Source organism: Lactobacillus sp. UMNPBX6 (assembly GCF_002553975.1).
Classification (GTDB): domain Bacteria; phylum Bacillota; class Bacilli; order Lactobacillales; family Lactobacillaceae; genus Lactobacillus; species Lactobacillus gallinarum.
Map to the genome: position 1 here is coordinate 1 of NZ_PCZD01000006.1, position 25,145 is coordinate 25,145.

Below are 25,145 nucleotides of genomic sequence, written 5' to 3' on the forward strand. Positions count from 1 at the left end.
GGCATATCACACACCAGATGAAATCTTCGAAAGAGAATTAGATAAAATCTATCAAACAGCGTAAGTGTTCAATTTATTATTGCAATTTACGTTATTTTCTTAGTAAACAATTACGGCATCATTAGTAGAAACATTGTTCCATACGCTTCTAATTTCAGCAGGACGAATGTTAACACATCCATGTGAGCCGCCTTGAAGGTATGCAGTCTTACTCCAATCATTTCTCCAGCTAGCGTCGTGCAAGCCACAGCCGCTTAAAGTAAATGGCATCCAGTATTGAACTTTAGATGCGTATTTGGAGCCGTCGTCATTGAAACCGCGTAAAACGCTAGGTGACTCTTTATACATGATGTACCAAACACCCTTTGGAGTTTGGTTGCCTTTTCCACCCTCTAAAGTACCAGTAACTACATCGTTTAAATGAACAACAACGCGTCCTTTGCGAACGACCCATAATTCTTGGTTTTTAATCGAAACGACAACATAATTATTCCCGATACCGTTGTTGCTCTTGCCATAACCATGAGCATAAGTACTGTAGCCATCGCCATAAATGTATTTGCTGCCATCAAGTTCTGTAGTACCATCGATAAATGCCTTTTCTATAGCAGCTTGGGCTTTCTTTACATAAACGCCCCAACCATAACTTTCGTTAGTTACAGTGACCGTTTTGCCTTTAGCCTTATTGCCTACAGGTACCATAAATTTATAGCTCTTTTTCAACGTTTGGACTTCTTTATTGATGTCATGAAGTTTGTTAGTTAAGTTTTTGACATCAGTGAACTTATACTTACCATCCTTATAAGTAACTTCACCAATTAAGTCTTCAGCTTTTAAGGTGTATTTTTTACCAGCGATATTATAAGTTACAGAAGCGCTTTGCATCTTCTTCAGTTTTTCTTTTGCTTCGCTTAGAGCTGTAGAGTTATAAGTATATTTTTGATTATTAATCAAATCTGTATGTTGCTTGTCAAAATATTCTTTAACAGTTTGCTTATCAACAGTTTGAATATTTGCATCCCTTTCAGAAACTATTTTTTTATTTCTTAAAAAGATGACATTATCAGCTTTTTCGTTAATCTTCGCTGTAGCTTTATTAACTGTTAATTTGCCGACCATAACGCCATAGATTGTAACATTAGGATTGAAGTGAGTAGAAGCAAAGGCACGCTCACGTTGTTCGCTTTCTACCTTCTTATTGTAAAAAATTACACCACCAATAATTGCAATTATGACAATTACGCCGATAATTATTAAATAGAGATTATTTCGATTATTATGTTTTCTAAGTTCCGTTCTAGATTGCATTTTATCAAATACCCATCTCATTAGATTTTCGAATAAGTGTTTGCTTTGAAACAGTATAGCAACTATTTTTATCCTAGTAAAGTTACTATATAATACTTTTAGAATAACATACGTTATTAATTTTAACAGACTTTGAGGGAAAATATGAATAATGATCCACTTGTTTTTCAAATGAATATTGCAAAAGATAAGCCGCAGTCTTACCGTAAGGACAAAAAGAAGAGGGTTTGTCCATTTTGTGATGTAGCTAATTTAACTGATATTTATCAAAAAGAAGATGACATGATTTGGCTGAAAAATAAATATCCTACTCTGCGTGATACTAATCAGACCGTATTAATTGAATCAAGCGATCACCATGGTGATATTAGTATTTATACTAAAGAGCATAATCGTAAATTGATGCGGTTTAGCCTTGCATGTTTTGAAAAAATGGCGGCTAATAAAGATTATCAGACCGTTGTTTGGTATAAAAACTATGGTCCGCATTCAGGCGGTTCTTTGATTCACCCACACATGCAGATTGTGGGCCTTGAGCATGAAGATGGCTATAAATATATTCACCCTAATAATTTTGAAGGTGAAACGCTTTTTGATGAAAATGGGGTAGAAGTCAATATTGCCGAACACCCCGTACAAGGATATACAGAATTAAATATTAATCTTTTAACTAAGGATAGTATTGACCTATGGGCAGATTGGATTCAGAGCGGTGCTAAATACTTGCTTAATATCATGTACAATGGCAGATGTGATTCATACAATTTGTTCTTCTATCCACGCGAAGATGGTGGTGTTTGTGCTAAATATATTACCCGTTTTGAGGCTCCTCCGTATTTTGTGGGCTATAAATTATCTCAAGTAAATGATGAGATCACTTTAGACAAAGAAGCTCATCGCTTTAGAAAATTCTATGATAATGGATCGAAGATTAACTAAAAAAACTTCTCATTGCGAGAAGGTTTTTTGTTAGAATTCAGTGTGAATGATGTCGTCTTCTGGACGATGTGCTTGGATACGCAAAACTTGCCAAGCTAAATCACTTTCTGGTTCAGTAAGATTGATGATCAATTTACTGTCTTTAAAAGTAAAATCAAGATCAGTTCTGTGATCGATCCATTCAACGCGGTTAGGTTCTTGAGTTAAACCGGTAACCTCAATTTTTTCAGGGAGTGGTCGTTTTACAAAAACATATTTTTGGTAATCTGCGTGCCGATTCTCTAAAATAAAACCATTGTTGCTTTCAAGAGTGCTACTTTTGCCTTCATTTAAAGCATGACCAAATAAGTGCATCCAAGAATTAATGGTATCAAGCAACTTTTGAGTATTATCGTCAAATTTACCGTCGGTTACAGGGATGTTAATGATAGTATTTTTGCCATTTTGACGATTAGTAACAATAGTGTCAATTACATCATCACTGTTTAAATCGACACCGTCTGCTTCGTCAGCTAGAAAAATAGTGTATTTGCTGCAAGCTTCTTTAAAATCGTCTTTTTGAGCATTGGTTATCACGGCACGTGCACCAATGTTTCTAGCAGTTTTGACTAAAAAGTCCGCATCCGCATTTCCGTTTATTTTAAAATCTAAGACAATTGCAAAATCAGGATTCATCATTTTTCCTCCTTATTAATTACTAGTTAAGTTTAACCTAAAGAAGTGAAATCTAAAAATGAAAATTATTATTGCACCCGCAAAAATTATGAAAATTGATCGTGATTCTTTTCTAGTTGAGTCTAAACCTGAATTTTTGGATAAGACTAAAGTACTGGAGAAATTTTTAAAATCGCGTTCTGAAGACCAATTAACTGAGTTATGGCATGCTAGTAAAAAGGTGACAGAGCAGAGTATCGAGCAGCTAAAGAATATGAATTTGGATGAACGATTAACGCCTGCTATTTTGGCTTTTTCAGGCATTCAATACCAATATATGGCGCCGGATTTGTTTACTCAGCCAGCGCTTGATTATATTCAAAAAAATTTGCGTATTTTATCTGGCTTTTACGGGATGCTTAGACCTTTTGATGGTGTTTGCCCATATCGTTTAGAACTTAATACCAAGATGAAAGGTTTTATTGATTATAGCTTGTACCATTTCTGGGGTGATGCTATTGCTGAAAGTCTGTTTAAAGATGATGACACAGTCATTAATCTAGCTTCCAAGCAATATATGCGGTTGGTTAAGCCGTATTTAAACGAAAATCGAAAAATGATTACCATTGATTTTCAAGAATTAAAAAATGATCAATGGAAAACTGTAGGTGTTCATGCCAAGATGGCACGCGGTGAAATGGTGCGCTTCATTGCCGAAAACCAAATAAAAAATCCCGCAGAGTTGCGAGATTTTCATGATTTTGAATTCCAATTTGTGCCCGAAGTTAGTTCATCAGATCATTATGTCTTTAGAACTAACTTTGATTTTAAACGTCGTTAAAACGCAGGCTTTAAAAATTGCGCAGTTAAATCAGCTGCCATGTCTTTGTATTCACCGCTAAATCTATGATCAGCATCAGGGATCATATGTAATTTGCTGTTTTCATAAACTTCATCGTATTTTTTAGCATATTTTGGATCAACGACTTGGTCATTAGTACCGGCAATTACGGAAACTGGTCTAGTGAAACGTTGAGATACTTCATAAATTGGTAAAACTTGTGCAGTTCTTAAGTAAAAGCCGCCAAGCTTCATCCCTAATTTATTGCCTACTAATGGCACAACTTCAGGAATATGATTTGGATCATAAGTTGCACCTTGAGTGTTACCCTTTAATGCGTCGTCTTTTAATTGAGCTGCAGGAGCTAAGAGGACTACTTTTTTTACAACATCAGGATAAAGACCTGCAAGCATTGATGCCACTACGCCACCTTGAGAATGTCCCACTAAGAAGATGTCTCGAACGTGTGGATCGGTGCGGACATAGTCCAAGATCGCCTTACCGTCGGCGATTTCGTTGCAGACAGTCATATCTTCAAATTTACCATCGCTTTCGCCGTGACCATTAAAATCAAAACGAACGCTAGCGACATTTTCATCGCGTAAATCATCGGCAATTTGTCTTAATAAATCTGTATTTCTATTAGCAGTGAAACCATGCATTAAAATAGCCATGTCATAGATTTCACCAAATGGTTCTTCACGGTCACCTACGAGAGTTAAACCGTCTCTTTCAATCGTAATGCGGGACATAAACATTCTTCTTTCTAAATTGGTCTACTATTATTGTAAACTTTTTTATAGGAAAATTAGTAGAAAAGAAATTAAGAAATTGGAAAGATTGCGTAATTACGCGTAAAATTAATTCATTGATTAAGTCATGCGAGGTATTAATGATGGAAATAGTTTTTATTCGTCATGGTCAAACAGATGTTAATAAGGATAATCGTCTTCAAGGCGCGCATGTTGATGCGGAATTAAATGATTATGGCCGCGCTTATGCTAAAAAAGCAGCAGCTAACTTCGATGAAGATGAGTTTGACGTAGTATATTCTAGTCCAATGAAGCGAGCAGTCGAGACCGCTAAAATTTTTACTAAAGATAAGAAAAAGATCAATCTTGATGATCGTTTGCTTGAATTTGACTTTGGTGACTGGGATGGCAAGAAGATGGATGATATCGTTAAGGAATATCCTGATATTGTTGATCCTTGGGGAAAGGTTAATCGCAACTATATAAGATATGCCAAGAATGGTGAAAGCTACGAAGCTTTTGACAAGCGTTGCGGTGACTTTTTAGATGAAATGTACCAAAAGTATCCTGATAAAAAGGTGCTAGTAGTAGCTCATGGTCGTTTGATTCGAATGATGGCGGCGCACTATTTAACTAATGGCGATATGGATAAAATTGATACGATGGATAATTGTGCCCTAGCAAAATTTAGCGTTAAGAAAAATATTGCACGAATGATCTTCTACAATCGGCTACTTGCTTAGTAAAAAAGCAAGCAGCTTTTTTTATGTATATTCATTGACAATGCGTCACAAAAGAATAGTATAATAGTTGATTGGTGACAAAACGTCAGTGTGTTGAAAGAGAGGATAAAAATGGTTAAAGCAACATTTAAAAATTTACCTTCCGCTAAACGCGAACGAATCGAAAAGGCTTTGTTAGAAGAGTTTAGTACATATCCTTTAGCAGATGCTAAAGTTTCTCATATTGTCAAAAAGGCAGACATTGCACGTGGTGCATTCTATAAGTATTTCGATGATTTAACAGATGCTTATGTTTATATGTATCATATTGCGATCGATACTATTCACGCTAATATGAGTCCTAATGAAAAATTTGATCCTGATCATTTTTATGATCGAGTTACTAAATTTATTGATAAGACTCAAAACAGTAAATATGAACCAATGATGAAGTTGCACATGTCGCAAAATGAATATTTAATTCCGGATAACTTCAAGATTTATTCAAGACAATTATTAAATATGAGTCCACAATTATGGAGTGCAATGGTTTTAAGTCATGAAGTAATCAATCTTTGCTTGTCAGACCCAGAAAATCAAGAGAAGAACCTTGCTCGCTACAAGAAGAGTTTATACATGATTGCAAAGGGGATGAAATAATTGTTTTTAGCACTAAAAGAAATTAAACATGAAAAGTTGCGCTATGGCTTAATCATTTTAATGATCTTTTTAATCAGTTATTTGATTTTTATGTTGTCTTCATTAGCCGTGGGATTAGCGAGTGAAAATACACAGGCAATCGATAGTTGGAATGCTAAGAAAATTGTTTTAAATAAAAATTCCAATATTAGTTTGAGTCAATCTATTTTGACTAAAAAAGATTTAAAAGACGATGATATTGGTAAAAATGAAGCATATATTGGTCAAGTGGCGGTAGTAGTTAAATCTAAAAATCGGCCATCTGTTTCTGCGCAATTTTTAGGGATTAAGAAAGACCAATTTATTTACAAAGACCAGGACTTAGTAGCTGGTAAACGAGGAAAAGGTAAAACAGAAATTACCGTAGATTCAAGCTTAAGGGATAAAGGCTATCGTTTAGGCGATAAGATTAGTTTGAATGGTTCAGCTAGAAAGTATAAGATTGTGGGCTTCGTTAATAATGCCAAGATCAACATTGCCCCAATTATCTATGGCTCTTTTGCTACATGGAGAAAACTGCGGATGGTTGCACCAAATGTAGCTGCTGCAGCGATTGTTTCCAAAAATGCTAATTATAAATACAACTATAAAGATGCAAAAACATATCCGATTGCCACATTTATTAATAAATTGCCAGGTTATACTGCACAAAATATGACCTTTGGGTTAATGATTGGATTCTTATTTGTCATTTCTCTAATTATCATTGCAGTTTTCCTATACATTTTGACGATGCAAAAAATGCATAATTTGGCTGTAATGAGAGCACAGGGAATTCCAAGCAAGACACTAGTTGGTGCAACAGTTAGTCAATCAATTATTTTGGTCGTTGTGGGAGTGATTATCGCCTTAATATTGATGTGGGTCACAGCCGCTGTTTTACCAGCTGCGGTGCCTATGAGCTTTACCACAACTATTATGATTGCTGGTACGCTAGGGATGCTTGTAATGGGTATTATTGGTAGTTTGATTCCGATTAGATCAATTTTAAAGGTTGATCCTGCAAAGGCAATTGGTGAATAAAATGGCAGTAATTGAGTTAAAAGATGTAGAAAAGATTTATGGTAAAGGCGATGCGCAAGTTGAAGCTTTAAAAGATATTAATTTTGAAGCTGATAAGAGCGAATTGGTTCTGATTATGGGACCTTCCGGTGCCGGTAAGAGTACGTTTTTAACTATTGCCGGTTCACTGCAGAAACCAACTTCAGGCCAAGTTATCGTTAACGGAGAAGATATTAGCAAGTTCTCTGATAAAAAAAGAAATAGTTTGCGTTTAAATGAAATAGGTTTTATTTTACAAGCCTATAATTTGGTTCCGTATTTAACTGTTCATGATCAATTTGTTTTGGTCGATAAAGTTAAAAAGGAAGATAATTTGTCTAAAGAAGATTTGGATAAATTGCTTGAGGATTTGGGTATTACTAAATTAGTTAAAAAATATCCTAATGAATTGTCAGGTGGTCAGCAGCAGCGTGTGGCAATCGCGCGGGCACTTTATGCTAACCCAGCGATTTTGCTAGCAGATGAACCAACGGCATCTTTAGATACGCAAAATGTAGAAGAAGTTGGTAAGTTATTTAAGAAGCTGGCTAAAGAACGTGAAAAAGCAATTTTAATTGTGACGCACGACCCTCGTCTTGAAAAATATGCGGATCATATTTATGAAATGATGGATGGTAAGATGAGTCAAAAGAAGTAAAAAATACCTAGTTCAAAATTTTGAACTAGGTATTTTTGTTATGAACTATAAGTTAGGATCCATCTTGAAGCGAAGAGGTGAATCGCCAGTTTGCTTGGTGATTAATTTAGCAGACAATTCTTTGAAAATATCCGTAGCAGTTTTAGCCATCTTTTCGTTAGCTTCATTAACAAGGTCAATTCTCTTAGCTGGATCACTTTCTTTAGCTAATTTTTGATCATATTCGTAACGCAGACGGGTAGTCTTTTCTCTAGCTTCGTCTTGGGCATTGCTTAAGTCTGTTCCATATTTATTCCAATCGCGGTCAGCTAAGGTGCTTGCCAGTTTAAATACCCAGTAAGCAGAGTTAGTGCTGTAAGTTTCCTTGCCATATTTATACATAGTAGGGACCTTAGTTCCTTGTGGGTAAAATGGAACATAAACGCTTTGTGCAGCTATACCCATTGCTAACCAATGAATCATGTTTTCACCGTTTAATTCTAATAAGTGAGACTCTTGGGTAGTAGCAACAGAAATAGGTCTAAATGTCGCATTATTCTTGTTCTTAGGATTAGTTAAATCATAAGGCGTATTTTGGTAATGATTGCTCAATACGGCTTGTGCGTCTTGAATAGAAATTGGCTTGTCCGGTTTTCTAATAAATGGCAAGTCAAAATCTTGTGGTTCTTGCTCGACAGATGGAGTTAATAATTTTTGCCCAATCCAGACACGAGGTGTGTTGTAATGCAAGTCGCTATCGTCATGTGTGCCAAAGATTTCACGCCAGTTAAAGACGGCATCTTTAGGCCATAATTGATTTTGGTAAACAAAGTCTTTTAGATCTTTTGAATACATAAAATCATTACCATCGAAGACGACAGCTTGGATTGCCAATTGGTTAGCAACTACTGCGTAAGAGTCGTCAGGAATTCTTTGAGCAACCCAGTGATGGCCTGAACCGATTTCCATATACCATGCTTCATCTGGGTCACTGAATAAAATACCGTCTGCTTCAGCAGCACCATGCTTTTCGACGATTTCACCTAAACGTTGTACGCCTTCGCGGGCTGTTTTAACGTATGGCAAAACAACGGTTACCATGGCTTCTTCTAAAATACCTTTTTCTGTATCAAAAGGATCAACTGCTAATACTCTTTCATTGGCATATGCACTTTCAGTAGCACTCATTGCTACATGATGTTCATTGATACCATCTTCTTCAAAGACGCCGTACTTGTCTGTCCATTCTGGTGTTGAAGAATATGAAAAAATAGTTTCAGGTAAATCCATTTCAAATTTGTTATCTTTTGATTTGAAATGGTTATTTTTTACATTATCTTGATGCGGATTAAATGCAAGATGTTTGGGCCAAGCGGTTTTAGCATCTTCATTACGACCAATAATTACGCTTCCTGTGAGAGAAGCCTTCTTACCAATAAGAATAGAAGTACACGATGAACGTCCGATTACATTATTCATAAAAAATCACGCTTTCTAAATCGCATTTGTAACATAATTATAATGTAATTGTATTAATTTTTATATTATATTAAAAATATGTAAAAAAGGAGGTCTTAACATGAGCGAAGGACCAGAAGATAAATCAATCGAGCTAACGACAGATTATGCAGATCATACTATTAATATGAAATTTTCAGATAATCTGACTGACGATCGTGAGCGGGGCTATATTCTTTCTGCAGCTTTCTTTTCATTTTGTGCTGCACAAGGATTAGATAAGCAAGCAGTTATTGAAATAGTGTCATCACATTATGATCAATTTACTGGAGACAACGGATCATCGCTATTCAAGCGATTATAAAAAATGACAAAAATGTATTGCTTAGACTTGCATTTGTTATTTATTGGATATATGATGTATATGAAGATAAAAATAACAAGCGTATTGAAAAGCACATGCTTAGCAAATGATTGAGGTGTATTAAAATGGCAAGAAAAAAAGAAATAAGCAAAGATAAGATTTTAGATACCGCTTATAAGATGGCTATTAAAGGTGGAATTGAAGGATTAACTGCTCGTAGTATTGCTAAGGCAGGACATTTTTCAACCCAACCTTTATATCTAGAATTCGATAATATGGGAGATCTTCGTAATCAAGTATTGAAGAAAATTTCTTCAGATTTAAGAACTCACACTTTACAACAAAAGTTTACTGGTGAGCCTTTAATCGACTTGGATTTATCATACATTGATTTTGCACAAAAGCATGTTAACTTGTTCCGTGCAATGTTTGTTGATGGTAAATTCGGTAGCAAGATTATTGCTGATACTTTGATGGATCTTGGAATTGAAAAGTTTAATGAACAATATCCTGATACTGGATATGATAAAGACAAGATTAATGACATTGTAATTGCTAACTGGATTTCAACTACCGGTATAGCTGCATTAGTTGTTAACGAAATTGCAAGTTTCAACCAAAATCAAATTATTAATGTTTTGAATGCTCAAATCCATGATGCAATGCTTAACAATCGTCTTAGCGAAACTGAGGAAAATCCTATGTTTGCCGCAGATGACGAAGCATCTCTGAAGGATAACTTAGCATAATATTTCATCAATCATCTGTGCTTTTTAATGAAAAAAGACGCTTCACAATTGTGGAGTGTCTTTTTTTGCTGTTAAAATTCAGCTATTTTTGTGGCCATTAAGTTATAATTATATATAGTAAAGGAATTTTCGAAAGGTGGTTTTTATGAAGGTACTCGCTTTATCTGGTTCAAATGCAGATAACTCATTTAACGAAAAATTACTCAAAGTTATTATCAAAAATTTAGATTATAAATACGACTTCGACTTTGCAACTGTTAAGGGCTTACCAATGTTTAAAGAAGGTGTTGAAGCTCCTAAAGAAATTTTAGATTTAGGCGAAAAAGTAGGAGAGGCTGACATGATCTTAATCGGTTCTCCTGAGCAACAACACTCAGTTACAAGTGCTTTAAAGAGTGCACTTGAATGGCTTTCTAGTTCAGTTCATCCTTTCCATGACAAGCCAGTTGTGATTGTTTCAACTTCACCAATGCCTCAAGGTGGTGCTCGTTCTCAAACTCGTTTAAAGAGTATTTTGGCTGCTCCTGGTTTTAGTGCTCACGTATTTAACGGCGATGAATTTATGATGGGAATTGCACCACAACAATTTGACGAAGAGGGCAATTTAACCGAACCAGGTACGCTTAAGTTTTTGAATCACTTCTTTGATGAAGTAGATGATTGGTATGCACAACTTACTAAGTAGGGGGCTTATTTAAATGAAATTATTAGTAGTCGTTGGTACAAATGCTCCATTTTCATATAATCGTTTTTTAGCAAAATTTATTGCTAAGCGTTATGCAGATAAGGCTGATTTTGAAGTTAAAGAAATTGATCAAATTAAGCCTTTCTCTAGAACGGATGAACCTGATGAAGCTACCAAGAATTGGATTGAAGATATTAAGAATGCAGATGGCGTAATCTTGACAACACCTGAATATGATCATGCTATTCCTGCAGCTCTTAAGAGTGCACTTGAATGGCTTGGCTCACATGCTGGCCCTGACGTAATGAAGATGAAGCCAGCAGCAGTTGTTGGTACATCATACGGCATTCAAGGTTCAAGTCGTGCTCAAGAAGATGCACGAGAAATTTTGCTTTCACCTGATATGAGTGCCAACGTATTACCAGGCAATGAAATCTTAATTGGTGGCGCTGCAAGAAACTTCGATAAAACTACTGGTGATCTTTCAAATGAAGATTACATCAAGCAATTAGATGTAATGATGGACAATTTCATTAAGTTTGTAGAACAAGCAAATAAATAATTTTGCCAGTTATCTAACTCAATAGTAAAATTACCGGATAGAAAACTATCCGGTTTTTTCTCAAAAAATGTAATGGGGTGAATTAAATGGTGAATCCAGTTGTTTTGTCACTAGAGCAAGTTCGTAATCCGCGTGATTTGGGCGGCTATATTGGTGATCATGGACGTAGAGTAAAAATGCATCGTTTACTGAGAACGGGGAAGATCAGTAATATAACGCTGCATGATCAGCAATTCTTGCTTGATTATGGTTTGATCAAAATCATTGATTTACGTTCGCCATTAGAGTGTCATAAGATGCCTGATAGTAAAATTCCGGGCGTAGAACACATTGATTTATCTATTTCGACTGATGATAATACGCAAGGAGGCAAAAAAGACCTTGCTAAGACATTTGAAATTTATCGTCATGACCAATATGCTGGCTTTAAAATGATGTGTGATCGCTATCGTTCACATGTATTAAAAGAACACGCTCAAAATAGTATTCATAAAATTTTAGAAGTTTTAGCCAATACTGAAGATGGTGCAGTGTTGTATCATTGCTCTGAAGGTAAAGATAGAACAGGTATTGTTACCGTAGTTGTTCTTTACCTATTGGGTGTTGATATGGAAACTATTAGGCAGGATTATTTATATTCAAATTATATGCTAAATGACTATCGTGCTTTACGGGATAAAAAGATGCAAGAAGAAGGAGAAAATTTATGCTTCCGTGCTAATATGCGTATTTTAGGTTCCGTATCCGATGCATTTTTAGATACTGCATTAATTGCAATTGAAAAAGACTTCGGTAGTATCGATAATTATCTTAAAGAAAAAATTGGCGTAACGTCGGAATTGCGTGATAGATTACGTGAATTGTATTTAGAAAACTAGGAATTAAAATGATTAAAGATTTAGCATTAGAACAAGTAGTAGGGCATCACCATGCTTTAGGTACATCGATTACTTTGCAAATATTTGGGACACAAGATCGAAGCCTGTTGAAAAAATCTTTTGATTTAATTGATCATTATGAAGATATTTTTACTGTTAATCGTGATCAATCTGAAGTAATGGATATTAACCATGCCTCAGGTGAGCATCCTGTTCAAGTTTCAAGTGCAGTCTACAGCCTAGTGAAGTTAGCCGTAGAAAAAAGCAGAGAGAATTTTGGCTTTAATGCCTTAATTGGACCAGTAGTAAAATTGTGGCACATTGGTTTTAAAGGTGCCCATGTTCCAAAAGATGAAGAAATCAAAGATAAGATGTTACTGACGAATCCTTTTAAGGTGGAATTAAATGATCAAGATCAAACTGTTTTTCTTCAAATGAAGGGGATGGAACTGGATCTTGGTGGTATTGCCAAGGGCTGGATCGCCGACCGCATTCGTGATTTATGGCTAGCATATGGTGTTGAAGCAGGGATTATTAATTTAGGTGGTAATATCCTTCTGGTAGGCGATTCACCTAAGCGAGACAATGGTAAATGGGTGATTGGGATTCAAGATCCTAAAGAGCCTCGCGGCGACAATATTACCTCTGTAATGGTAGGAGAATGTTCAGCTGTGACTAGTGGTACGTATGAGCGTTACTTAGTAGTTAATGGACATAAGTATCATCATTTAATCGATCCTAGAACTGGTTATCCTGTAAAAACGGATTTGTCAGGCGTAACTACTTTTACCAAAACATCCGTGGAAGCAGAAATTGAATGCAAGAGATTATTCTTTGCAGGTCATCCGCTAAAAGGCTGGCATGATGATCCTGACCGTGTTGGGGCAATTTTTGTTTATAATGATGAACATGTTGAATATGATAATTTTAATCAATAAAAAATAGGGCTAAGCAAATTGTTTGTTTAGTCCTATTTTGTTTAACCAACGGTCTTACCGATGTTGAAGATACTGTTGAAGACGCCGTTAGAAAGTCCAGGTGTACTGTAGATAATGAAGCGTAAGAAGCTAGAATCTATTGTTTGTTGCATGAACCATGGATTTTGCAATGCATTGAACATGGACAAGACAACGTAGACTACGAAGTAACTGGCTACTAGGGATGCCAAAGCTCCTAAGACATTGTCTAAAAGGCTGCCAAGATTAGTGGCATGTGGATTTTTATCAGGAATCCAGCCCTTAAATATTTTCATGATCATCTTACCAACGAAGAAGATAATGAAGAATGCAGCAAAACGTGCAATCATTAATTCAACATTAGTTGTTGAATTGCTTCGAATCATTTCTCCTGTAACTTGGGTGTAAAGCCAATTGCCAAACGGATTTTGCATAAAAATTGCGACCATAAAGACAATAGCGGAACAAATTAAACCAATAATATATCTGGTAAAACCGGTTTTATAGCCTGTATAGGCTTTATAAGCTAAGTAAGCCAAAACAATTAAAGTAACAACCATTTTTATTTCTCCTTTGCGGAATATTATACCCTATTTTGCATGCGACAAAACTTTGACGATTGCAATGAAATAGTTGATAATTGTAAGGACGATTTCTCTTTACTAATAAGTATAATTAGCGTTAAATTTAGAAGTGTGAAACAAGGTTTCACGGGTGAAAAATGAATCCTGAAAAATTTATTTTAGAATTATCAAAACATAATTTTGTATTAACTGATAAACAAAAAGAGCAATTTAAACTTTATTTTAAATTCTTAATTGAAGTCAATGAACATGTTAACTTGACTCGAATTACGGAAGAAAATGAAGTTTATCTCAAACATTTTTATGATAGTGTTACGCCACTCTTTGTTTTTGGCGATGTTTTTAAAGATGGTGCTACTCTTTGTGATGTCGGAGCTGGGGCCGGATTTCCTTCGATCCCATTAAAGATTTTAAAGCCATCTCTTAAAGTAACAATTGTTGATTCGCTGGCTAAAAGGCTGACTTTTTTGAAAGATTTGATTGCTAAATTAGATTTGGATAATGTGGAGTTAGTTCATGGCCGTGCTGAAGATGTTGGTCAAAATAAGCTTTATCGCGAAAAGTTTGATATTATTACTGCACGGGCTGTAGCCAAGATGAGTGTTTTAAGCGAATATTGTCTACCATTGGTTAAAAAAGATGGTTATTTTGTAGCTCTTAAAGGACCAAAAGCTGAAGATGAACTGGATGAAGGACAAAAGGCACTTGCAGTTCTCGGAGGTAAATTAATTAAAGATGAAGAGTTAACTTTGCCAGGAACTACAGAAGAAAGAACTTTGGTTTTGGTTAAAAAAGTTAAAGAAACGCCAAAGAAATACCCTCGTCAAGCGGGGACGCCGCGGCGTAAACCAATATGTTAATAGGAGGATGAAAAATGTCATTATTTTCTTTTATGCATCATGATGAAGAAATCCCCAAGAATAAGCAAATTCAAGATCTTGAGTTAGATAAGATTGTTCCTAATCAATATCAACCACGACGTCAATTTTCTGATGATTCAATTAAGGAATTGGCGGATACTCTTGATCAAGATGGATTGCTTCAACCGATTGTAGTACGTGAAGATGGTGATGATCACTATGAGATTATTGCAGGTGAACGTCGCTACCGTGCTGCTAAGAGTTTAGGCTGGGAGACTATTCCTGCCATTGTCAAAAACATGAATGATGATCAAGCAGCTTCTCTTGCTTTAATTGAAAATTTGCAACGTGAAGACTTGAATCCTATTGATGAAGCTAAAGCCTATACTAATTTGATGAAATTAAATGATTTAACTCAAACTGCTTTGGCTAAAGATATGGGTAAGTCTCAATCATATGTCGCAAACAAGTTGCGTTTACTTAAGTTAGATGATGACGTGCAAACTGCTTTGGTTGAAGGAAAAATTACTGCTCGTCATGGCCGTGCTCTTTTAAATCTTGATGATGCTGATCAAAAGCGAGTTTTAGCTGAGATTGAAGCTAAAGGCTTAAATGTAAAGCAAACTGAAGAAATTGCTAAAGATGTGGATGCTTACTTTAATCCTCAACCTAAGAAAAAGGAAAAAGCAGAACAAAAGCGTGTTGTTAACCGCATTCCAAAGGACCTTAAAGTTCAAATTAATACCATTAAGAAGGCTGTTAAGTTGGCTAAAGATTCAGGAATTAAAGTTAAAATTAAAGAAGATAAAAATCCAGATGATTACAAAATCACCATTGAATTAAAGAGAAAGTAGAAAGGATGGAAAATATGGTAAATGTAATTTCGGTTGCTAACCAAAAAGGTGGCGTGGGTAAGACCACTACTACTATCAATTTAGCAGCCTCAATTGCCGACCGTGGTTACCGTGTTTTAATTGTGGATATTGACCCACAAGGAAATGCCACCTCTGGTTTAGGAATTGAAAAATCAGAGATTGACCAGGACATTTACAATGTTTTGATTGACGAAATTCCAATCCAAGATACAATTCATCATACATCAATAGCTAAGTTAGACATGGTTCCAGCAACAATCAATTTATCAGGTGCTGAAACTGAATTAATTAGCATGATGGCACGTGAAACAAGATTGAAGTCAGCTTTAGATGCAATTAGTGATCAATATGATTTTATTTTTATTGATTGTCCTCCTTCATTAGGTCAACTTTCAATTAATGCTTTTACTGCGTCTGACTCAATTTTGATTCCAGTTCAAAGTGAATATTATGCTATGGAAGGTTTAAGTCAGCTTTTGAATACTATTCGTTTAGTACAAAAGCACTTTAACAAGGACTTAGGTGTTGAAGGCGTCCTTTTAACTATGTTAGATGCTAGAACCAATTTAGGTGCAGAAGTAGTTAAGGAAGTTCAATCATACTTTAGTAAAAAAGTTTATAAAACAATTATTCCAAGAATCACTAAATTGGCAGAAGCACCAAGTTATGGTCAGCCGATTACCGAATATGCTCCAAGATCTCGTGGTGCTAAGGTATATGATGATTTAGCAAAAGAGGTGTTAAAAGCTCATGGTAAGAGACTCCAGAAGTAAAGAAAATAGAAAAAAAGGCGGATTAGGTCGTGGTATCGAAGCTTTATTTGATGATGAACCACAAATTGAGGAAACTGAAGAAGTTCAAGAACTCAATTTAAGTGAGATTCGCTCTAATCCATATCAGCCTAGAAAGCGATTTGATGACAAGAGCCTGAAAGAATTATCTGATTCTATTAAGGAAAATGGCGTTTTTCAGCCTATTATCGTCCGCAAGTCTGTTAATGGTTATGAGATTATTGCAGGTGAACGGCGCTATCGTGCATCAAAATTAGCTAAGAAAAAGACCATTCCTGCAATCGTTCGCAAGTTTGACGAAAGTCAAATGATGGAAGTAGCCGTCTTAGAAAACTTGCAACGTGAAGATTTGACCCCACTTGAAGAAGCACAAGCTTATGAAATGCTACAAAAGAATCTGGGTTTAACTCAGGAAGAAGTTTCTAAGAGAATGGGCAAGTCTCGTCCATACATTGCCAATTATTTACGTTTATTGACTTTGCCAAGCAAAACTAAGCGTTTATTGCAACATGGCGAATTATCAATGGGTCAAGCTAGAACTCTTTTAGCTTTAAAAGACAAAGATAAAATTGATAGTTTAGCCAAAAAGGTGGCCCAAGAAGGGATACCTGTTCGTAAGGTTGAAGCCTTGGTCAATGAAATGAATGCCAAAAAGCCCCAAAAGAAGGCTATTAAAAAGTCAGCCTTTATTAGAGCAAGCGAAAACCAATTGTCTAATAAATTTGGCGCAAGCGTTAATATTTCAGAGACTAAAAAGGGTAAAGGTCACCTATCAATTGATTTCACTTCTGCCGAAGAGTTGAATAGAATTCTTGATTTGTTAGGTGTTGATTTAGATGACTAAAGAAATCACTTATAATTTAGCTGATACAGTTCAAATGAAAAAGTCTCACGCATGCCAAGTCAACGACTGGGAAATTTTGCGTATGGGTGCTGATATTAAGCTGAAGTGTATGGGATGCGGCCATATGGTTATGATGCCGCGTAGCGAATTTAATCGGAAGATGAAAAAGGTTTTAACTAAAGCTAATGATCCGGTTAATGCAAAAAAAGAGCAATATGTGCCAAAAGATCGTATCGCTCGCCCTAATTTTAGATAAAATAGACAAGTAAGATAAAATATTAAAATAGTTTTTTAGAAAAAGAGGACAACAAATGTCATTAACTGCTGGTATCGTTGGTTTGCCAAACGTTGGTAAGTCAACTTTGTTTAATGCGATTACTAAGGCTGGTGCAGAAATGGCTAACTACCCATTTGCCACCATTGAACCAAATGTCGGGATGGTTGAAGTTCCTGACAAGCGTTTAGCAAGAATCCAAGAATTAATTCCTGCTAAGAAGATTGTGCACACTACTTTTGAATTTACTGATATTGCTGGTTTGGTAAAGGGTGCTTCAAAGGGTGAAGGTCTTGGTAACAAATTCCTCGAAAACATTCGCCAAACTGATGCTATTGTTCACGTAGTTCGTGCTTTTGATGATGACAACATTACCTCAGTTACAGGTAAGGTTGATCCAGAAGAAGACATTAATACTATTAATTTGGAACTTGCAATTGCTGACCTTGATGCTGTTAACCGTCGCATTAACAAGGTAAAGAAGGTTGCTCAACAAGGTGACAAGGAAGCTAAGGCAGAAATGGCTGTACTTAACAAATTGCAACCAGTTCTTGAAGAAGGTAATGCTGCTCGTTCAATCGACTTTAATGAAGATGAACAAAAGATTGTTAAGGGCTTATTCCTTTTGACTTCTAAGCCAGTTATTTATGTTGCTAACATTGCTGAAGATTCAATGGCTGATCCAGAAAGCGACAAGTACTACCAAATCGTTAAGAAGCACGCTGAAAGCGAAGGTGCTGAATGCTTGGGTATTTCTGCTGCAACTGAAGAAGAAATCGCTGGCATGGCTGACGATGAAAAGAAGGAATTCCTTGAAATGGAAGGCGTTGAAGAATCTGGTTTGGACCGTTTGATTCGTGCCGCTTACCACATCTTAGGTCTTAGAACCTTCTTTACTGCTGGTGGTCCTGAAACTCGTGCATGGACTTTCCACAAGGGTATGAAGGCTCCACAAGTTGCTGGTGTTATTCACTCAGACTTTGAACGTGGCTTCATTCGTGCAGAAGTTGTTTCCTTCGATGATTTAGACAAGCTTGAAACTATGCAAAAGGTTAAGGAAGCTGGTAAGTTGCGTCTTGAAGGTAAGGACTACGAAGTTCAAGATGGTGACATTATCGAATTTAGATTTAATGTCTAGGAGGAAGAATGGCTGAAGAGACAAAAAAAGAACAAACAGCTTCAAATATTGATAGCGAAAAACAAGCAAAGTTAAAGCGTCAAACTGAAGCTGACAATCAAGATGAAAAAATTAAACAAATGGATCCAAAGGAATTACGTAATAAGTTAAGTAATAAAAATCAAGATTACGTTTTTCGTTTGGAAAAAGAATTGCAATTGCAAGGTTCAATTTCCCGTGCCGAAGCAGTAGAGATGACTGATAAACTATTAGGTGAAATTGTAGTGGCACAACGTCATGGACAACCAGCTAATGGTTTATACTTAGCTTCGCCAAAGATTAAGGCAGAGCAAATGCTTCATCCGGATAAGAAGCCCGTTGCAACTCCATTTTGGCAATTAGCTATTGATGGTGCATTAATGTATCTTGCAATTTTTGTTGGTTTGTTTGGAGTTGTTGCTTTATTTGAAACTAAACAACCTAAGAATTCACAAATGGGTATTTTAACCTTAGCCAGTGTTGGTATCGTAATGGGCATCGGTATGGTGAAATATAATGACTGGATAATGCCTAAAAATGGTAAGCGCCAATCATGGGCTAAAATCATTTTAGGGATGATAGGCGTTGTTGTCGTATTATTCGTCTGGATTTGGTTACTATCTCTTCCAGGCTTAAGACCTATTAACCCGGTATTGCCAGGTGAAGTAGATATTATTATTGCGGCAGTTGCATTTGGTGCTCGTTACTTATTCAGAAGATATTACAAGATCACTGGTTCACCGTTTGCACCAAATATGCAACGCAAATAATTTGCTTCTTTTTTTAAAAAAGTACATACTTAATTTAATAACATCAAAAAAGATAAATAGGTAATAGCCTATTTATCTTTTTATTTATGAAGTGCATGGAAAGGTGGGTCTATATGGTCAAAACACTAAGCAAATCGATTAGACAATACAAAAAATTGTCATTGCTCTCACCATTATTCGTTATTGGTGAAGTAATTATCGAAATGCTGATTCCATATTTGGTCGGAATTTTGATTGATAATGGAATTATGAAGGGGAATATGCCCTATATCAGTAAAATGGGGTTGTTATTACTGATAATAACTATAGTTTCACTGATATTAGGTGCGAGTGCGAGTTATGTTTCCGCACATGCTGCAGCGGGTTTTGCATCTAATTTACGTAAAGATATGTTCTACCATATGCAGGACTATTCTTTTGAAAATATTGATCGTTTCTCAAGTGCCAGTTTGGTTACGCGTTTGACTACTGATGTTAATAACGTACAAATGGCATATCAGATGATTATCAGAATTGCGGTTAGAGCACCAATGATGTTCATCGTTTCAATTGTGATGTCTATCATAATTAGTCCAAGATTATCTTTGATTTTCTTAGTTATAGGCCCAATTTTTGCGATTCTATTAGGATTAATTATTAAAGCAGCATATCCATATTTCCCTAAAATTTTTAGAGGATATGACCGTATGAACCAAGTCGTTCGTGAAAATGTTCGGGGGATTCGCGAAGTAAAGACTTACGTTCAAGAAAAAGATCAGATTAAACAATTTGAGAAGTCATCAGGCTTTATCTATAAGTTATTCGCTACCGCACAAAAGATCATGTCTTTAAATGCGTTAGTTGTAGCGGCTGTTTTGAACATTTCAACTTTGGCTATCTGCTGGTTTGGTGCTAAAGAAGTTGTTGGTGGCAGTTTGCAAACTGGTCAACTTATCTCAATGTTTACTTATTCAAACTCTGTTTTGTTCAGTTTGAATATTTTAGCTATGATTACTACGCAATTAGTTGTTTCAGGTGCCAGTGGTCGTCGTATTGCTGCCGTCATTACTGAAAAGCCAACTATTGAAAATCCTAAAAAGCCACTTAAGCGTTTAACTAATGGTGAAATTATTTTTGATCATGTAAGTTTTAAATATGAACTAGCTGACAAGACTGATGCGTTACATGATATCAATTTGCATATCAAATCGGGTGAAACTCTAGGAATTATCGGTGAAACTGGTTCTTCTAAGTCAACTTTGGTTTCAATGATTCCGCGTTTATATGATGTAACGGCAGGTGCCGTTCGTGTAGCGGGTCATAACGTTAAGTCATATGACTTAAAGACGTTGCGTGATAACGTTGCGATGGTTTTGCAAAACAACGTTTTGTTCACTGGTACAGTAAAAGATAACCTCAAATGGGGTAACGAAAATGCAACCGATGAACAAGTTGTAGCTGCGGCTAAGATTGCGCATGCTGATGGCTTTATTCGTGAAATGCCGGATGGTTACGATACCATGATCGAACAAGGTGGTAATAACGTCTCTGGTGGTCAAAAGCAGAGAATTACTATTGCGAGAGCCTTGCTTAAGAATCCTAAGATTTTAATTTTGGATGATTCAACTTCAGCTGTTGATACCAGTACTGAACGTGAAATTAGAACTTCTTTGGCTAAAGACATGCCAGATACAACGAAGATCATCATTTCACAAAGAATTGTTTCAATTAAGGATGCTGACCGCATCATCGTGATGGATCACGGTAAAATTCAAGATATTGGAACGCATGAAGAATTGATGAAGACTAATGAGCTTTATAGTTCAATTGCTAAGTTCCAAGAAGAACAAGGAAAGTAGGTGAGCGTTATGGGTCAAGCAGTAGATAATAAAAATCAAACTAAGGGCAATCGAATTAAGATTTTGATGCGTTTGCTTAAATTAGTAAACAGTACAAGTCCATGGATGCTCATCATTTCCATGATTACCATCGTTTTAGCAGCGGCAAGTAATGTTATCGGTTCATTATTTATTGAACGATTAATCAATGATTACATTATTCCGCTAACTAAGGAAAAGGTGCCAAATTATGGTCCACTTGCAACTGCTATTGCGGTAATGTTTGGTATTTATGCCATTGGATTTTTGTCTAACTATTTGTTCAACATGTTAATGGGTGTGTTAGCTCAAAAGGTACAATTCCGTGTTCGTAACGAAATGTTCACCCACATGGAAAGCTTGCCAATTTCATACTTTGATCAAAATGAATTTGGCGATATCATGAGTCGTTATACTAACGATATCGATACCTTGATGCAGATGATTTCACAGTCCATTCCACAATTTACTAACTCAGCTTTAAGTTTGATCTTCGTTGTGGTAGCGATGTTCTCACTTAGCTGGCAACTTACTGTATTTTCATTCATTATCTTTGCCATGTCATTTGGTATCGTGCGTTTCTTGACTTTAAGATCAAGTCACTACTTCCAAGTTCAACAGAAGAAGTTGGGACAAATCAATGGTTATAACGAAGAAATGCTTAATGGGTTAAAGGTTATTAAGGTCTTCAGTCATGAACCAGAATCTAAAACAGGTTTTGATAAGTATAACGAAGAATTGCGTCAAGCTTCAGGTAAGGCCAACACCTATGCCACTATCCTTTTCCCAATCATGGGTAACATGGGCAACTTGCTCTATGTTTTAATTGCCTTTGTTGGTGGTGCTGTGGCTATTAACGGCTGGGCTCCATTATCTCTTGGTGCTATTGGTTCATTCTTGCAATTATCAAAGCAGTTTAGTATGCCAATTGCCCAGATTTCACAACAGTTGAACTCAATTGTGATAGCTTTAGCCGGTGCCGAAAGAATCTTTAATTTGGAAGATCAAGCTTCTGAAACTGACAATGGTGATGTTACAATTTCACGAGGTGCTGAAGTCGGCAGTATGTGGAATTGGAATGTTCCTGAAAAAGATGGTTCTGTTAAGAAAGTACCGGTTCGCGGACACATCATTTTTGATCATGTTAATTTTAGCTATGTTCCAGAACACCAAATTTTGCATGATATTTCAATCAATGCCAAGCCAGGGATGAAAGTTGCCTTGGTTGGTGAAACTGGTGCTGGGAAGACTACCATTTCAAATATGTTGAACCGATTCTATGATATTGATTCAGGTAAAATTACGTATGATGGTATCCCGATTAAACAGATCAAGAAGGATGATTTGCGTAAGTCATTATCAATCGTATTGCAGGAAACCCACCTCTTCACTGGCAGTATTATGGATAACATTCGCTTTGGTAATCCTGATGCTAGTGACGATGATGTTTACCAAGCAGCTAAGTTGTCACACGCTGATGAATTTATCCATGACCTTGATCACGGTTACGATACTGTGATTGATGGTGATGGCGGCGACTTATCTCAAGGTCAAATGCAGCTTCTCAGTATCGCTAGAGCGATGATTGCTGACGAACCTGTAATGATCTTGGATGAAGCAACCTCAAGTATTGATACTAAGACCGAAAAGATGGTTCAAGCAGGTATGGACAACTTGCTTGCTGGACGAACTAGTTTTGTTATCGCCCACCGTTTGTCAACTATCGTAAACTCTGATTTGATCTTGGTACTTGATCATGGTCATATCATTGAATCTGGTAACCACGAAGAGCTATTGAAGCAAAAGGGTTACTACTATGAGCTTTACACTGGTAAAAAAGAAATTGAATAGAAGTAAAATAGAGCACAAGTTGCTCTATTTTTTGTATTTTTCTAAAAAATAGCTTTACCTTTCAGCCTTTTATTGAAAAATAGTAAAATATAGACCATAGGGTCTGCTACACTAGTAGATAAAGATACAGACTATAATCAATTAGCAAAATAAAGAGAGGGGTTTTCTTTATGAAAATCTTAGTTGTTGATGATGACAAGGAAATCGTAGAATTATTAAGCATCTATCTGAAAAATGAAGGTTATGAACCAATTGCGGCATATAGCGGCAAAGAAGCAATTACTAAATTAACCACGACTCCAGATATCGCTTTGATGATACTGGATATAATGATGCCAAATATGTCAGGAATTGAAGTAATTAAGGAAGTCAGAAAAGATTCAGATATTCCAATTATTATTGTTTCAGCTAAGACTGGCGACATGGACAAGATTCAAGGGTTAATCACCGGTGCCGACGATTATGTATCTAAGCCATTCAATCCACTTGAAGTAATGGCTAGGGTTCGTTCACTTCTTCGTCGTAGTCAAAAACAAGTTAAAGATGATGAACCAGATGTTTTGGAGGTAGGTCCATTAGTTATTAACCGTGATTCACACGAAGTTAAAACTATTGATGGCAAAGCAATTCAATTAACTGCTCTTGAATTTGGTATTTTATATCTTTTAGCTAGTCATCCTAACCGGGTATTTTCAGCAGATGAAATCTTTGAACGCGTATGGCAACAAGAATCTATTGTTTCAGCTAAAACTGTTATGGTTCACGTTTCACACTTGCGTGATAAGATTCAAAAAGCTACCGGCGGTGAAGATGTCATTCAAACCGTTTGGGGCGTAGGATATAAAGTCGAGGCGTAGTTAATGAAAAAAGAACGCGTCAAGCTTACTGGCGCTGAAAAAAGTGAGTTGTTTGCAGAAGGAGTGGTAACCATCGTCCTTCTGCTTTTGTTAAATTTATCAATTATTATTCTGATTCACCTGGCTATTTTGCAAGATGAGAGCTTAGTTAATGGCATTTATTTTTTGAAAAAAACAATGACATTTGCTGGTGGGTATCATCTTTGGTCTTGGCAGAATACGTTTATTATTTTGATGGAGATAGGCGATATTGTCGTTTTATATTGGCGACTGATTAGACGCTATCATCAAATGCAGCTACGCCACGTAATTTCAGAATTGCATTATATTGCAAGTGGACACTTTGATCATCGAATCAACTTTCGAGTTCGTCCAGATTTGCAACATGTGGTTGATTCTATTAATTCTTTAGTTGATAGTACGGTTAATTCAATTAATGAGGAACGTGCAATTGAACAGTCAAAAGATGAATTGATTACCAACGTTTCGCATGATATCAGAACGCCGTTAACTTCAATTATTGGTTATTTGGGATTGTTGAAAAGTGGGGTTGCCTCACCAGAAGATCAGCAAAAATACGTTAACATTGCGTATACTAAGGCTGAGCAGATGAAGTCTCTTGCCAATGATTTATTTGAATATACTACCCTTAAATCTACTAAGTTGAATTTGAGCAATTTACATATTTATTCAATGTTAGAGCAAGTTGCTGCGGGATTTGAACTAGAAGCTGAGAAAAAGGGCATAGAAATTAAAATTGAAGCTCGGCCCAAAAATTTAATCATTAAGGCTGATGCAGAAAAATTAGTGCGAGTTTATAATAATTTGATTTCTAATGCCTTTAAATACGGTATTGGCGCTACGCAGATTAAATTAGTGGCTAATCTAGTAAATAAACGTGAAGTTGAATTACGTGTAGAAAATAATGGTGAACCTATTCCGAAGAAATCGTTGAAAAAGATATTTGATCGTTTTTACCGCGTGGAGACATCGCGCAATACAAAAACTGGTGGTACAGGATTGGGACTTTCTATCACCAAGGGTGTGGTTGATTTGCATCACGGAACTATTAGATGCGAATCGGATAAGAATTGGACAAGTTTTATTATTCGTTTACCACTTAATCCTAAGAAGGCAAACAGCAAGGGCTAGCTGTGTTATAATTTTGAATGAAATGTTTTA

General features: G+C 36.1%; 28 protein-coding genes. 23 read left to right on the forward strand and 5 right to left on the reverse strand.

Going from position 1 to position 25,145, the window contains the following annotated elements:
• Positions 1–99 precede the first annotated feature (99 nt).
• A complete protein-coding gene (locus CP357_RS01860) occupies positions 100–1,308 on the reverse strand; it encodes a L,D-transpeptidase family protein (protein WP_087236333.1) in 1,209 nt (402 codons plus the stop codon).
• A 144-nt stretch (positions 1,309–1,452) separates the two neighbouring features.
• Between CP357_RS01860 and CP357_RS01865 the strand changes: the two genes are divergently transcribed.
• A complete protein-coding gene (locus CP357_RS01865; RefSeq protein ID WP_025005926.1) occupies positions 1,453–2,247 on the forward strand; it encodes a DUF4931 domain-containing protein in 795 nt (264 codons plus the stop codon).
• Positions 2,248–2,277: 30 nt separating this feature from the next.
• On the opposite strand, the gene CP357_RS01870 is transcribed toward CP357_RS01865, so the two are convergent.
• A complete protein-coding gene (locus CP357_RS01870) occupies positions 2,278–2,922 on the reverse strand; it encodes a hypothetical protein (protein WP_098036401.1) in 645 nt (214 codons plus the stop codon).
• A 58-nt stretch (positions 2,923–2,980) separates the two neighbouring features.
• Between CP357_RS01870 and yaaA the strand changes: the two genes are divergently transcribed.
• Positions 2,981–3,742, forward strand: coding sequence for a peroxide stress protein YaaA (gene yaaA / locus CP357_RS01875; protein ID WP_098036402.1), 762 nt, complete (start codon positions 2,981–2,983; stop codon positions 3,740–3,742).
• On the opposite strand, the gene CP357_RS01880 is transcribed toward yaaA, so the two are convergent.
• On the reverse strand, positions 3,739–4,494 hold the full coding sequence (locus tag CP357_RS01880; RefSeq protein ID WP_098036403.1) for an alpha/beta hydrolase: 756 nt from the start codon (positions 4,492–4,494) through the stop codon (positions 3,739–3,741). The genes yaaA and CP357_RS01880 overlap by 4 nt on opposite strands.
• Positions 4,495–4,637: 143 nt before the next feature.
• Here CP357_RS01880 and CP357_RS01885 point away from each other — a divergent pair, with 143 nt between their 5' ends.
• From CP357_RS01885 to CP357_RS01900, 4 genes are all read left to right on the forward strand, one after another.
• Positions 4,638–5,237 (forward strand): histidine phosphatase family protein, encoded by a 600-nt coding sequence (locus CP357_RS01885; protein WP_025005922.1) that lies wholly within the window; start codon positions 4,638–4,640, stop codon positions 5,235–5,237.
• Between the two features lie 111 nt (positions 5,238–5,348).
• On the forward strand, positions 5,349–5,876 hold the full coding sequence (locus tag CP357_RS01890) for a TetR/AcrR family transcriptional regulator (RefSeq protein WP_025005921.1): 528 nt from the start codon (positions 5,349–5,351) through the stop codon (positions 5,874–5,876).
• The gene (locus CP357_RS01895) at positions 5,877–6,938 is read left to right on the forward strand and encodes an ABC transporter permease (RefSeq protein WP_098036404.1); all 1,062 of its coding nucleotides are present in this window, start codon (positions 5,877–5,879) and stop codon (positions 6,936–6,938) included.
• 1 nt (position 6,939) lies between these two features.
• Positions 6,940–7,614, forward strand: a complete 675-nt coding sequence (locus tag CP357_RS01900; RefSeq protein ID WP_087176249.1) for an ABC transporter ATP-binding protein — start codon at positions 6,940–6,942, stop codon at positions 7,612–7,614.
• A 45-nt stretch (positions 7,615–7,659) separates the two neighbouring features.
• Here the strand turns inward: CP357_RS01900 and CP357_RS01905 are convergent, their stop codons facing one another.
• A complete protein-coding gene (locus tag CP357_RS01905; RefSeq protein WP_087176203.1) occupies positions 7,660–9,072 on the reverse strand; it encodes a C69 family dipeptidase in 1,413 nt (470 codons plus the stop codon).
• Positions 9,073–9,172: 100 nt separating this feature from the next.
• Here CP357_RS01905 and CP357_RS01910 point away from each other — a divergent pair, with 100 nt between their 5' ends.
• The 6 genes from CP357_RS01910 (at position 9,173) to CP357_RS01935 (ending at position 13,227) form a co-directional block, all read left to right on the forward strand.
• Entirely contained in the window at positions 9,173–9,415 is a 243-nt protein-coding gene (locus CP357_RS01910) for a hypothetical protein (RefSeq protein ID WP_098036405.1), read from the forward strand.
• Positions 9,416–9,540: 125 nt separating this feature from the next.
• Complete coding sequence (locus CP357_RS01915) at positions 9,541–10,164, forward strand: TetR/AcrR family transcriptional regulator (protein WP_098036406.1); 624 nt, start codon at positions 9,541–9,543, stop codon at positions 10,162–10,164.
• A 145-nt stretch (positions 10,165–10,309) separates the two neighbouring features.
• The gene (locus CP357_RS01920; protein WP_025005915.1) at positions 10,310–10,849 is read left to right on the forward strand and encodes an NADPH-dependent FMN reductase; all 540 of its coding nucleotides are present in this window, start codon (positions 10,310–10,312) and stop codon (positions 10,847–10,849) included.
• Positions 10,850–10,862: 13 nt separating this feature from the next.
• Positions 10,863–11,411 (forward strand): NADPH-dependent FMN reductase, encoded by a 549-nt coding sequence (locus CP357_RS01925; protein ID WP_025005914.1) that lies wholly within the window; start codon positions 10,863–10,865, stop codon positions 11,409–11,411.
• An 86-nt stretch (positions 11,412–11,497) separates the two neighbouring features.
• Entirely contained in the window at positions 11,498–12,289 is a 792-nt protein-coding gene (locus tag CP357_RS01930; RefSeq protein WP_098036407.1) for a tyrosine-protein phosphatase, read from the forward strand.
• Between the two features lie 8 nt (positions 12,290–12,297).
• Entirely contained in the window at positions 12,298–13,227 is a 930-nt protein-coding gene (locus tag CP357_RS01935) for an FAD:protein FMN transferase (RefSeq protein WP_098036408.1), read from the forward strand.
• Positions 13,228–13,268: 41 nt separating this feature from the next.
• On the opposite strand, the gene CP357_RS01940 is transcribed toward CP357_RS01935, so the two are convergent.
• Positions 13,269–13,805, reverse strand: a complete 537-nt coding sequence (locus tag CP357_RS01940; protein ID WP_098036409.1) for a CvpA family protein — start codon at positions 13,803–13,805, stop codon at positions 13,269–13,271.
• 161 nt (positions 13,806–13,966) lie between these two features.
• On the opposite strand from CP357_RS01940, the gene rsmG reads away from it, so the two are divergent.
• The 11 genes from rsmG (at position 13,967) to CP357_RS01995 (ending at position 25,115) form a co-directional block, all read left to right on the forward strand.
• Positions 13,967–14,689 (forward strand): 16S rRNA (guanine(527)-N(7))-methyltransferase RsmG, encoded by a 723-nt coding sequence (gene rsmG / locus CP357_RS01945; RefSeq protein WP_098036410.1) that lies wholly within the window; start codon positions 13,967–13,969, stop codon positions 14,687–14,689.
• A 14-nt stretch (positions 14,690–14,703) separates the two neighbouring features.
• Complete coding sequence (gene noc / locus CP357_RS01950; RefSeq protein ID WP_098036411.1) at positions 14,704–15,543, forward strand: nucleoid occlusion protein; 840 nt, start codon at positions 14,704–14,706, stop codon at positions 15,541–15,543.
• 14 nt (positions 15,544–15,557) lie between these two features.
• Positions 15,558–16,337 carry a ParA family protein gene (locus CP357_RS01955; protein WP_098036426.1) on the forward strand — a complete coding sequence of 260 codons (780 nt, stop codon included), beginning with the start codon at positions 15,558–15,560 and terminating at the stop codon, positions 16,335–16,337.
• Entirely contained in the window at positions 16,315–17,199 is an 885-nt protein-coding gene (locus CP357_RS01960) for a ParB/RepB/Spo0J family partition protein (RefSeq protein WP_087176210.1), read from the forward strand. Before CP357_RS01955 ends, CP357_RS01960 begins: the two co-directional genes overlap by 23 nt.
• Positions 17,192–17,455: a DUF951 domain-containing protein gene (locus CP357_RS01965; protein WP_025005907.1), complete on the forward strand. Its 264-nt coding sequence runs from the start codon at positions 17,192–17,194 to the stop codon at positions 17,453–17,455. Before CP357_RS01960 ends, CP357_RS01965 begins: the two co-directional genes overlap by 8 nt.
• 55 nt (positions 17,456–17,510) lie before the next feature.
• Positions 17,511–18,611, forward strand: coding sequence for a redox-regulated ATPase YchF (gene ychF / locus CP357_RS01970; RefSeq protein ID WP_005720971.1), 1,101 nt, complete (start codon positions 17,511–17,513; stop codon positions 18,609–18,611).
• 8 nt (positions 18,612–18,619) lie between these two features.
• Entirely contained in the window at positions 18,620–19,399 is a 780-nt protein-coding gene (locus tag CP357_RS01975) for a DUF1129 domain-containing protein (RefSeq protein WP_087235900.1), read from the forward strand.
• Positions 19,400–19,512: 113 nt separating this feature from the next.
• Complete coding sequence (locus CP357_RS01980) at positions 19,513–21,237, forward strand: ABC transporter ATP-binding protein (RefSeq protein ID WP_087176212.1); 1,725 nt, start codon at positions 19,513–19,515, stop codon at positions 21,235–21,237.
• Between the two features lie 9 nt (positions 21,238–21,246).
• On the forward strand, positions 21,247–23,106 hold the full coding sequence (locus CP357_RS01985) for an ABC transporter ATP-binding protein (RefSeq protein WP_098036427.1): 1,860 nt from the start codon (positions 21,247–21,249) through the stop codon (positions 23,104–23,106).
• A gap of 170 nt (positions 23,107–23,276) precedes the next feature.
• A complete protein-coding gene (locus tag CP357_RS01990; RefSeq protein WP_025005902.1) occupies positions 23,277–23,963 on the forward strand; it encodes a response regulator transcription factor in 687 nt (228 codons plus the stop codon).
• Between the two features lie 3 nt (positions 23,964–23,966).
• Positions 23,967–25,115, forward strand: coding sequence for a cell wall metabolism sensor histidine kinase WalK (locus CP357_RS01995; RefSeq protein WP_025005901.1), 1,149 nt, complete (start codon positions 23,967–23,969; stop codon positions 25,113–25,115).
• The last annotated feature ends 30 nt before the right edge of the window (positions 25,116–25,145 follow it).

Excerpts from the sequence above, each read along its gene's own strand:
- CP357_RS01915 (WP_098036406.1), top strand. The coding sequence starts at position 9,541 with ATGGCAAGAAAAAAAGAAATAAGCAAAGATAAGATTTTAGATACCGCT.
- noc (WP_098036411.1), top strand. The coding sequence starts at position 14,704 with ATGTCATTATTTTCTTTTATGCATCATGATGAAGAAATCCCCAAGAAT.
- CP357_RS01990 (WP_025005902.1), top strand. The coding sequence starts at position 23,277 with ATGAAAATCTTAGTTGTTGATGATGACAAGGAAATCGTAGAATTATTA.
- CP357_RS01940 (WP_098036409.1), bottom strand. The coding sequence starts at position 13,805 with ATGGTTGTTACTTTAATTGTTTTGGCTTACTTAGCTTATAAAGCCTAT.
- yaaA (WP_098036402.1), top strand. The coding sequence starts at position 2,981 with ATGAAAATTATTATTGCACCCGCAAAAATTATGAAAATTGATCGTGAT.
- CP357_RS01885 (WP_025005922.1), top strand. The coding sequence starts at position 4,638 with ATGGAAATAGTTTTTATTCGTCATGGTCAAACAGATGTTAATAAGGAT.
- CP357_RS01890 (WP_025005921.1), top strand. The coding sequence starts at position 5,349 with ATGGTTAAAGCAACATTTAAAAATTTACCTTCCGCTAAACGCGAACGA.
- CP357_RS01900 (WP_087176249.1), top strand. The coding sequence starts at position 6,940 with ATGGCAGTAATTGAGTTAAAAGATGTAGAAAAGATTTATGGTAAAGGC.
- ychF (WP_005720971.1), top strand. The coding sequence starts at position 17,511 with ATGTCATTAACTGCTGGTATCGTTGGTTTGCCAAACGTTGGTAAGTCA.
- CP357_RS01935 (WP_098036408.1), top strand. The coding sequence starts at position 12,298 with ATGATTAAAGATTTAGCATTAGAACAAGTAGTAGGGCATCACCATGCT.
- CP357_RS01965 (WP_025005907.1), top strand. The coding sequence starts at position 17,192 with ATGACTAAAGAAATCACTTATAATTTAGCTGATACAGTTCAAATGAAA.
- CP357_RS01930 (WP_098036407.1), top strand. The coding sequence starts at position 11,498 with ATGGTGAATCCAGTTGTTTTGTCACTAGAGCAAGTTCGTAATCCGCGT.
- CP357_RS01910 (WP_098036405.1), top strand. The coding sequence starts at position 9,173 with ATGAGCGAAGGACCAGAAGATAAATCAATCGAGCTAACGACAGATTAT.
- CP357_RS01985 (WP_098036427.1), top strand. The coding sequence starts at position 21,247 with ATGGGTCAAGCAGTAGATAATAAAAATCAAACTAAGGGCAATCGAATT.
- CP357_RS01925 (WP_025005914.1), top strand. The coding sequence starts at position 10,863 with ATGAAATTATTAGTAGTCGTTGGTACAAATGCTCCATTTTCATATAAT.
- CP357_RS01905 (WP_087176203.1), bottom strand. The coding sequence starts at position 9,072 with ATGAATAATGTAATCGGACGTTCATCGTGTACTTCTATTCTTATTGGT.
- CP357_RS01865 (WP_025005926.1), top strand. The coding sequence starts at position 1,453 with ATGAATAATGATCCACTTGTTTTTCAAATGAATATTGCAAAAGATAAG.
- rsmG (WP_098036410.1), top strand. The coding sequence starts at position 13,967 with ATGAATCCTGAAAAATTTATTTTAGAATTATCAAAACATAATTTTGTA.
- CP357_RS01920 (WP_025005915.1), top strand. The coding sequence starts at position 10,310 with ATGAAGGTACTCGCTTTATCTGGTTCAAATGCAGATAACTCATTTAAC.
- CP357_RS01980 (WP_087176212.1), top strand. The coding sequence starts at position 19,513 with ATGGTCAAAACACTAAGCAAATCGATTAGACAATACAAAAAATTGTCA.
- CP357_RS01955 (WP_098036426.1), top strand. The coding sequence starts at position 15,558 with ATGGTAAATGTAATTTCGGTTGCTAACCAAAAAGGTGGCGTGGGTAAG.
- CP357_RS01960 (WP_087176210.1), top strand. The coding sequence starts at position 16,315 with ATGGTAAGAGACTCCAGAAGTAAAGAAAATAGAAAAAAAGGCGGATTA.
- CP357_RS01860 (WP_087236333.1), bottom strand. The coding sequence starts at position 1,308 with ATGCAATCTAGAACGGAACTTAGAAAACATAATAATCGAAATAATCTC.
- CP357_RS01995 (WP_025005901.1), top strand. The coding sequence starts at position 23,967 with ATGAAAAAAGAACGCGTCAAGCTTACTGGCGCTGAAAAAAGTGAGTTG.
- CP357_RS01880 (WP_098036403.1), bottom strand. The coding sequence starts at position 4,494 with ATGTCCCGCATTACGATTGAAAGAGACGGTTTAACTCTCGTAGGTGAC.
- CP357_RS01975 (WP_087235900.1), top strand. The coding sequence starts at position 18,620 with ATGGCTGAAGAGACAAAAAAAGAACAAACAGCTTCAAATATTGATAGC.
- CP357_RS01870 (WP_098036401.1), bottom strand. The coding sequence starts at position 2,922 with ATGAATCCTGATTTTGCAATTGTCTTAGATTTTAAAATAAACGGAAAT.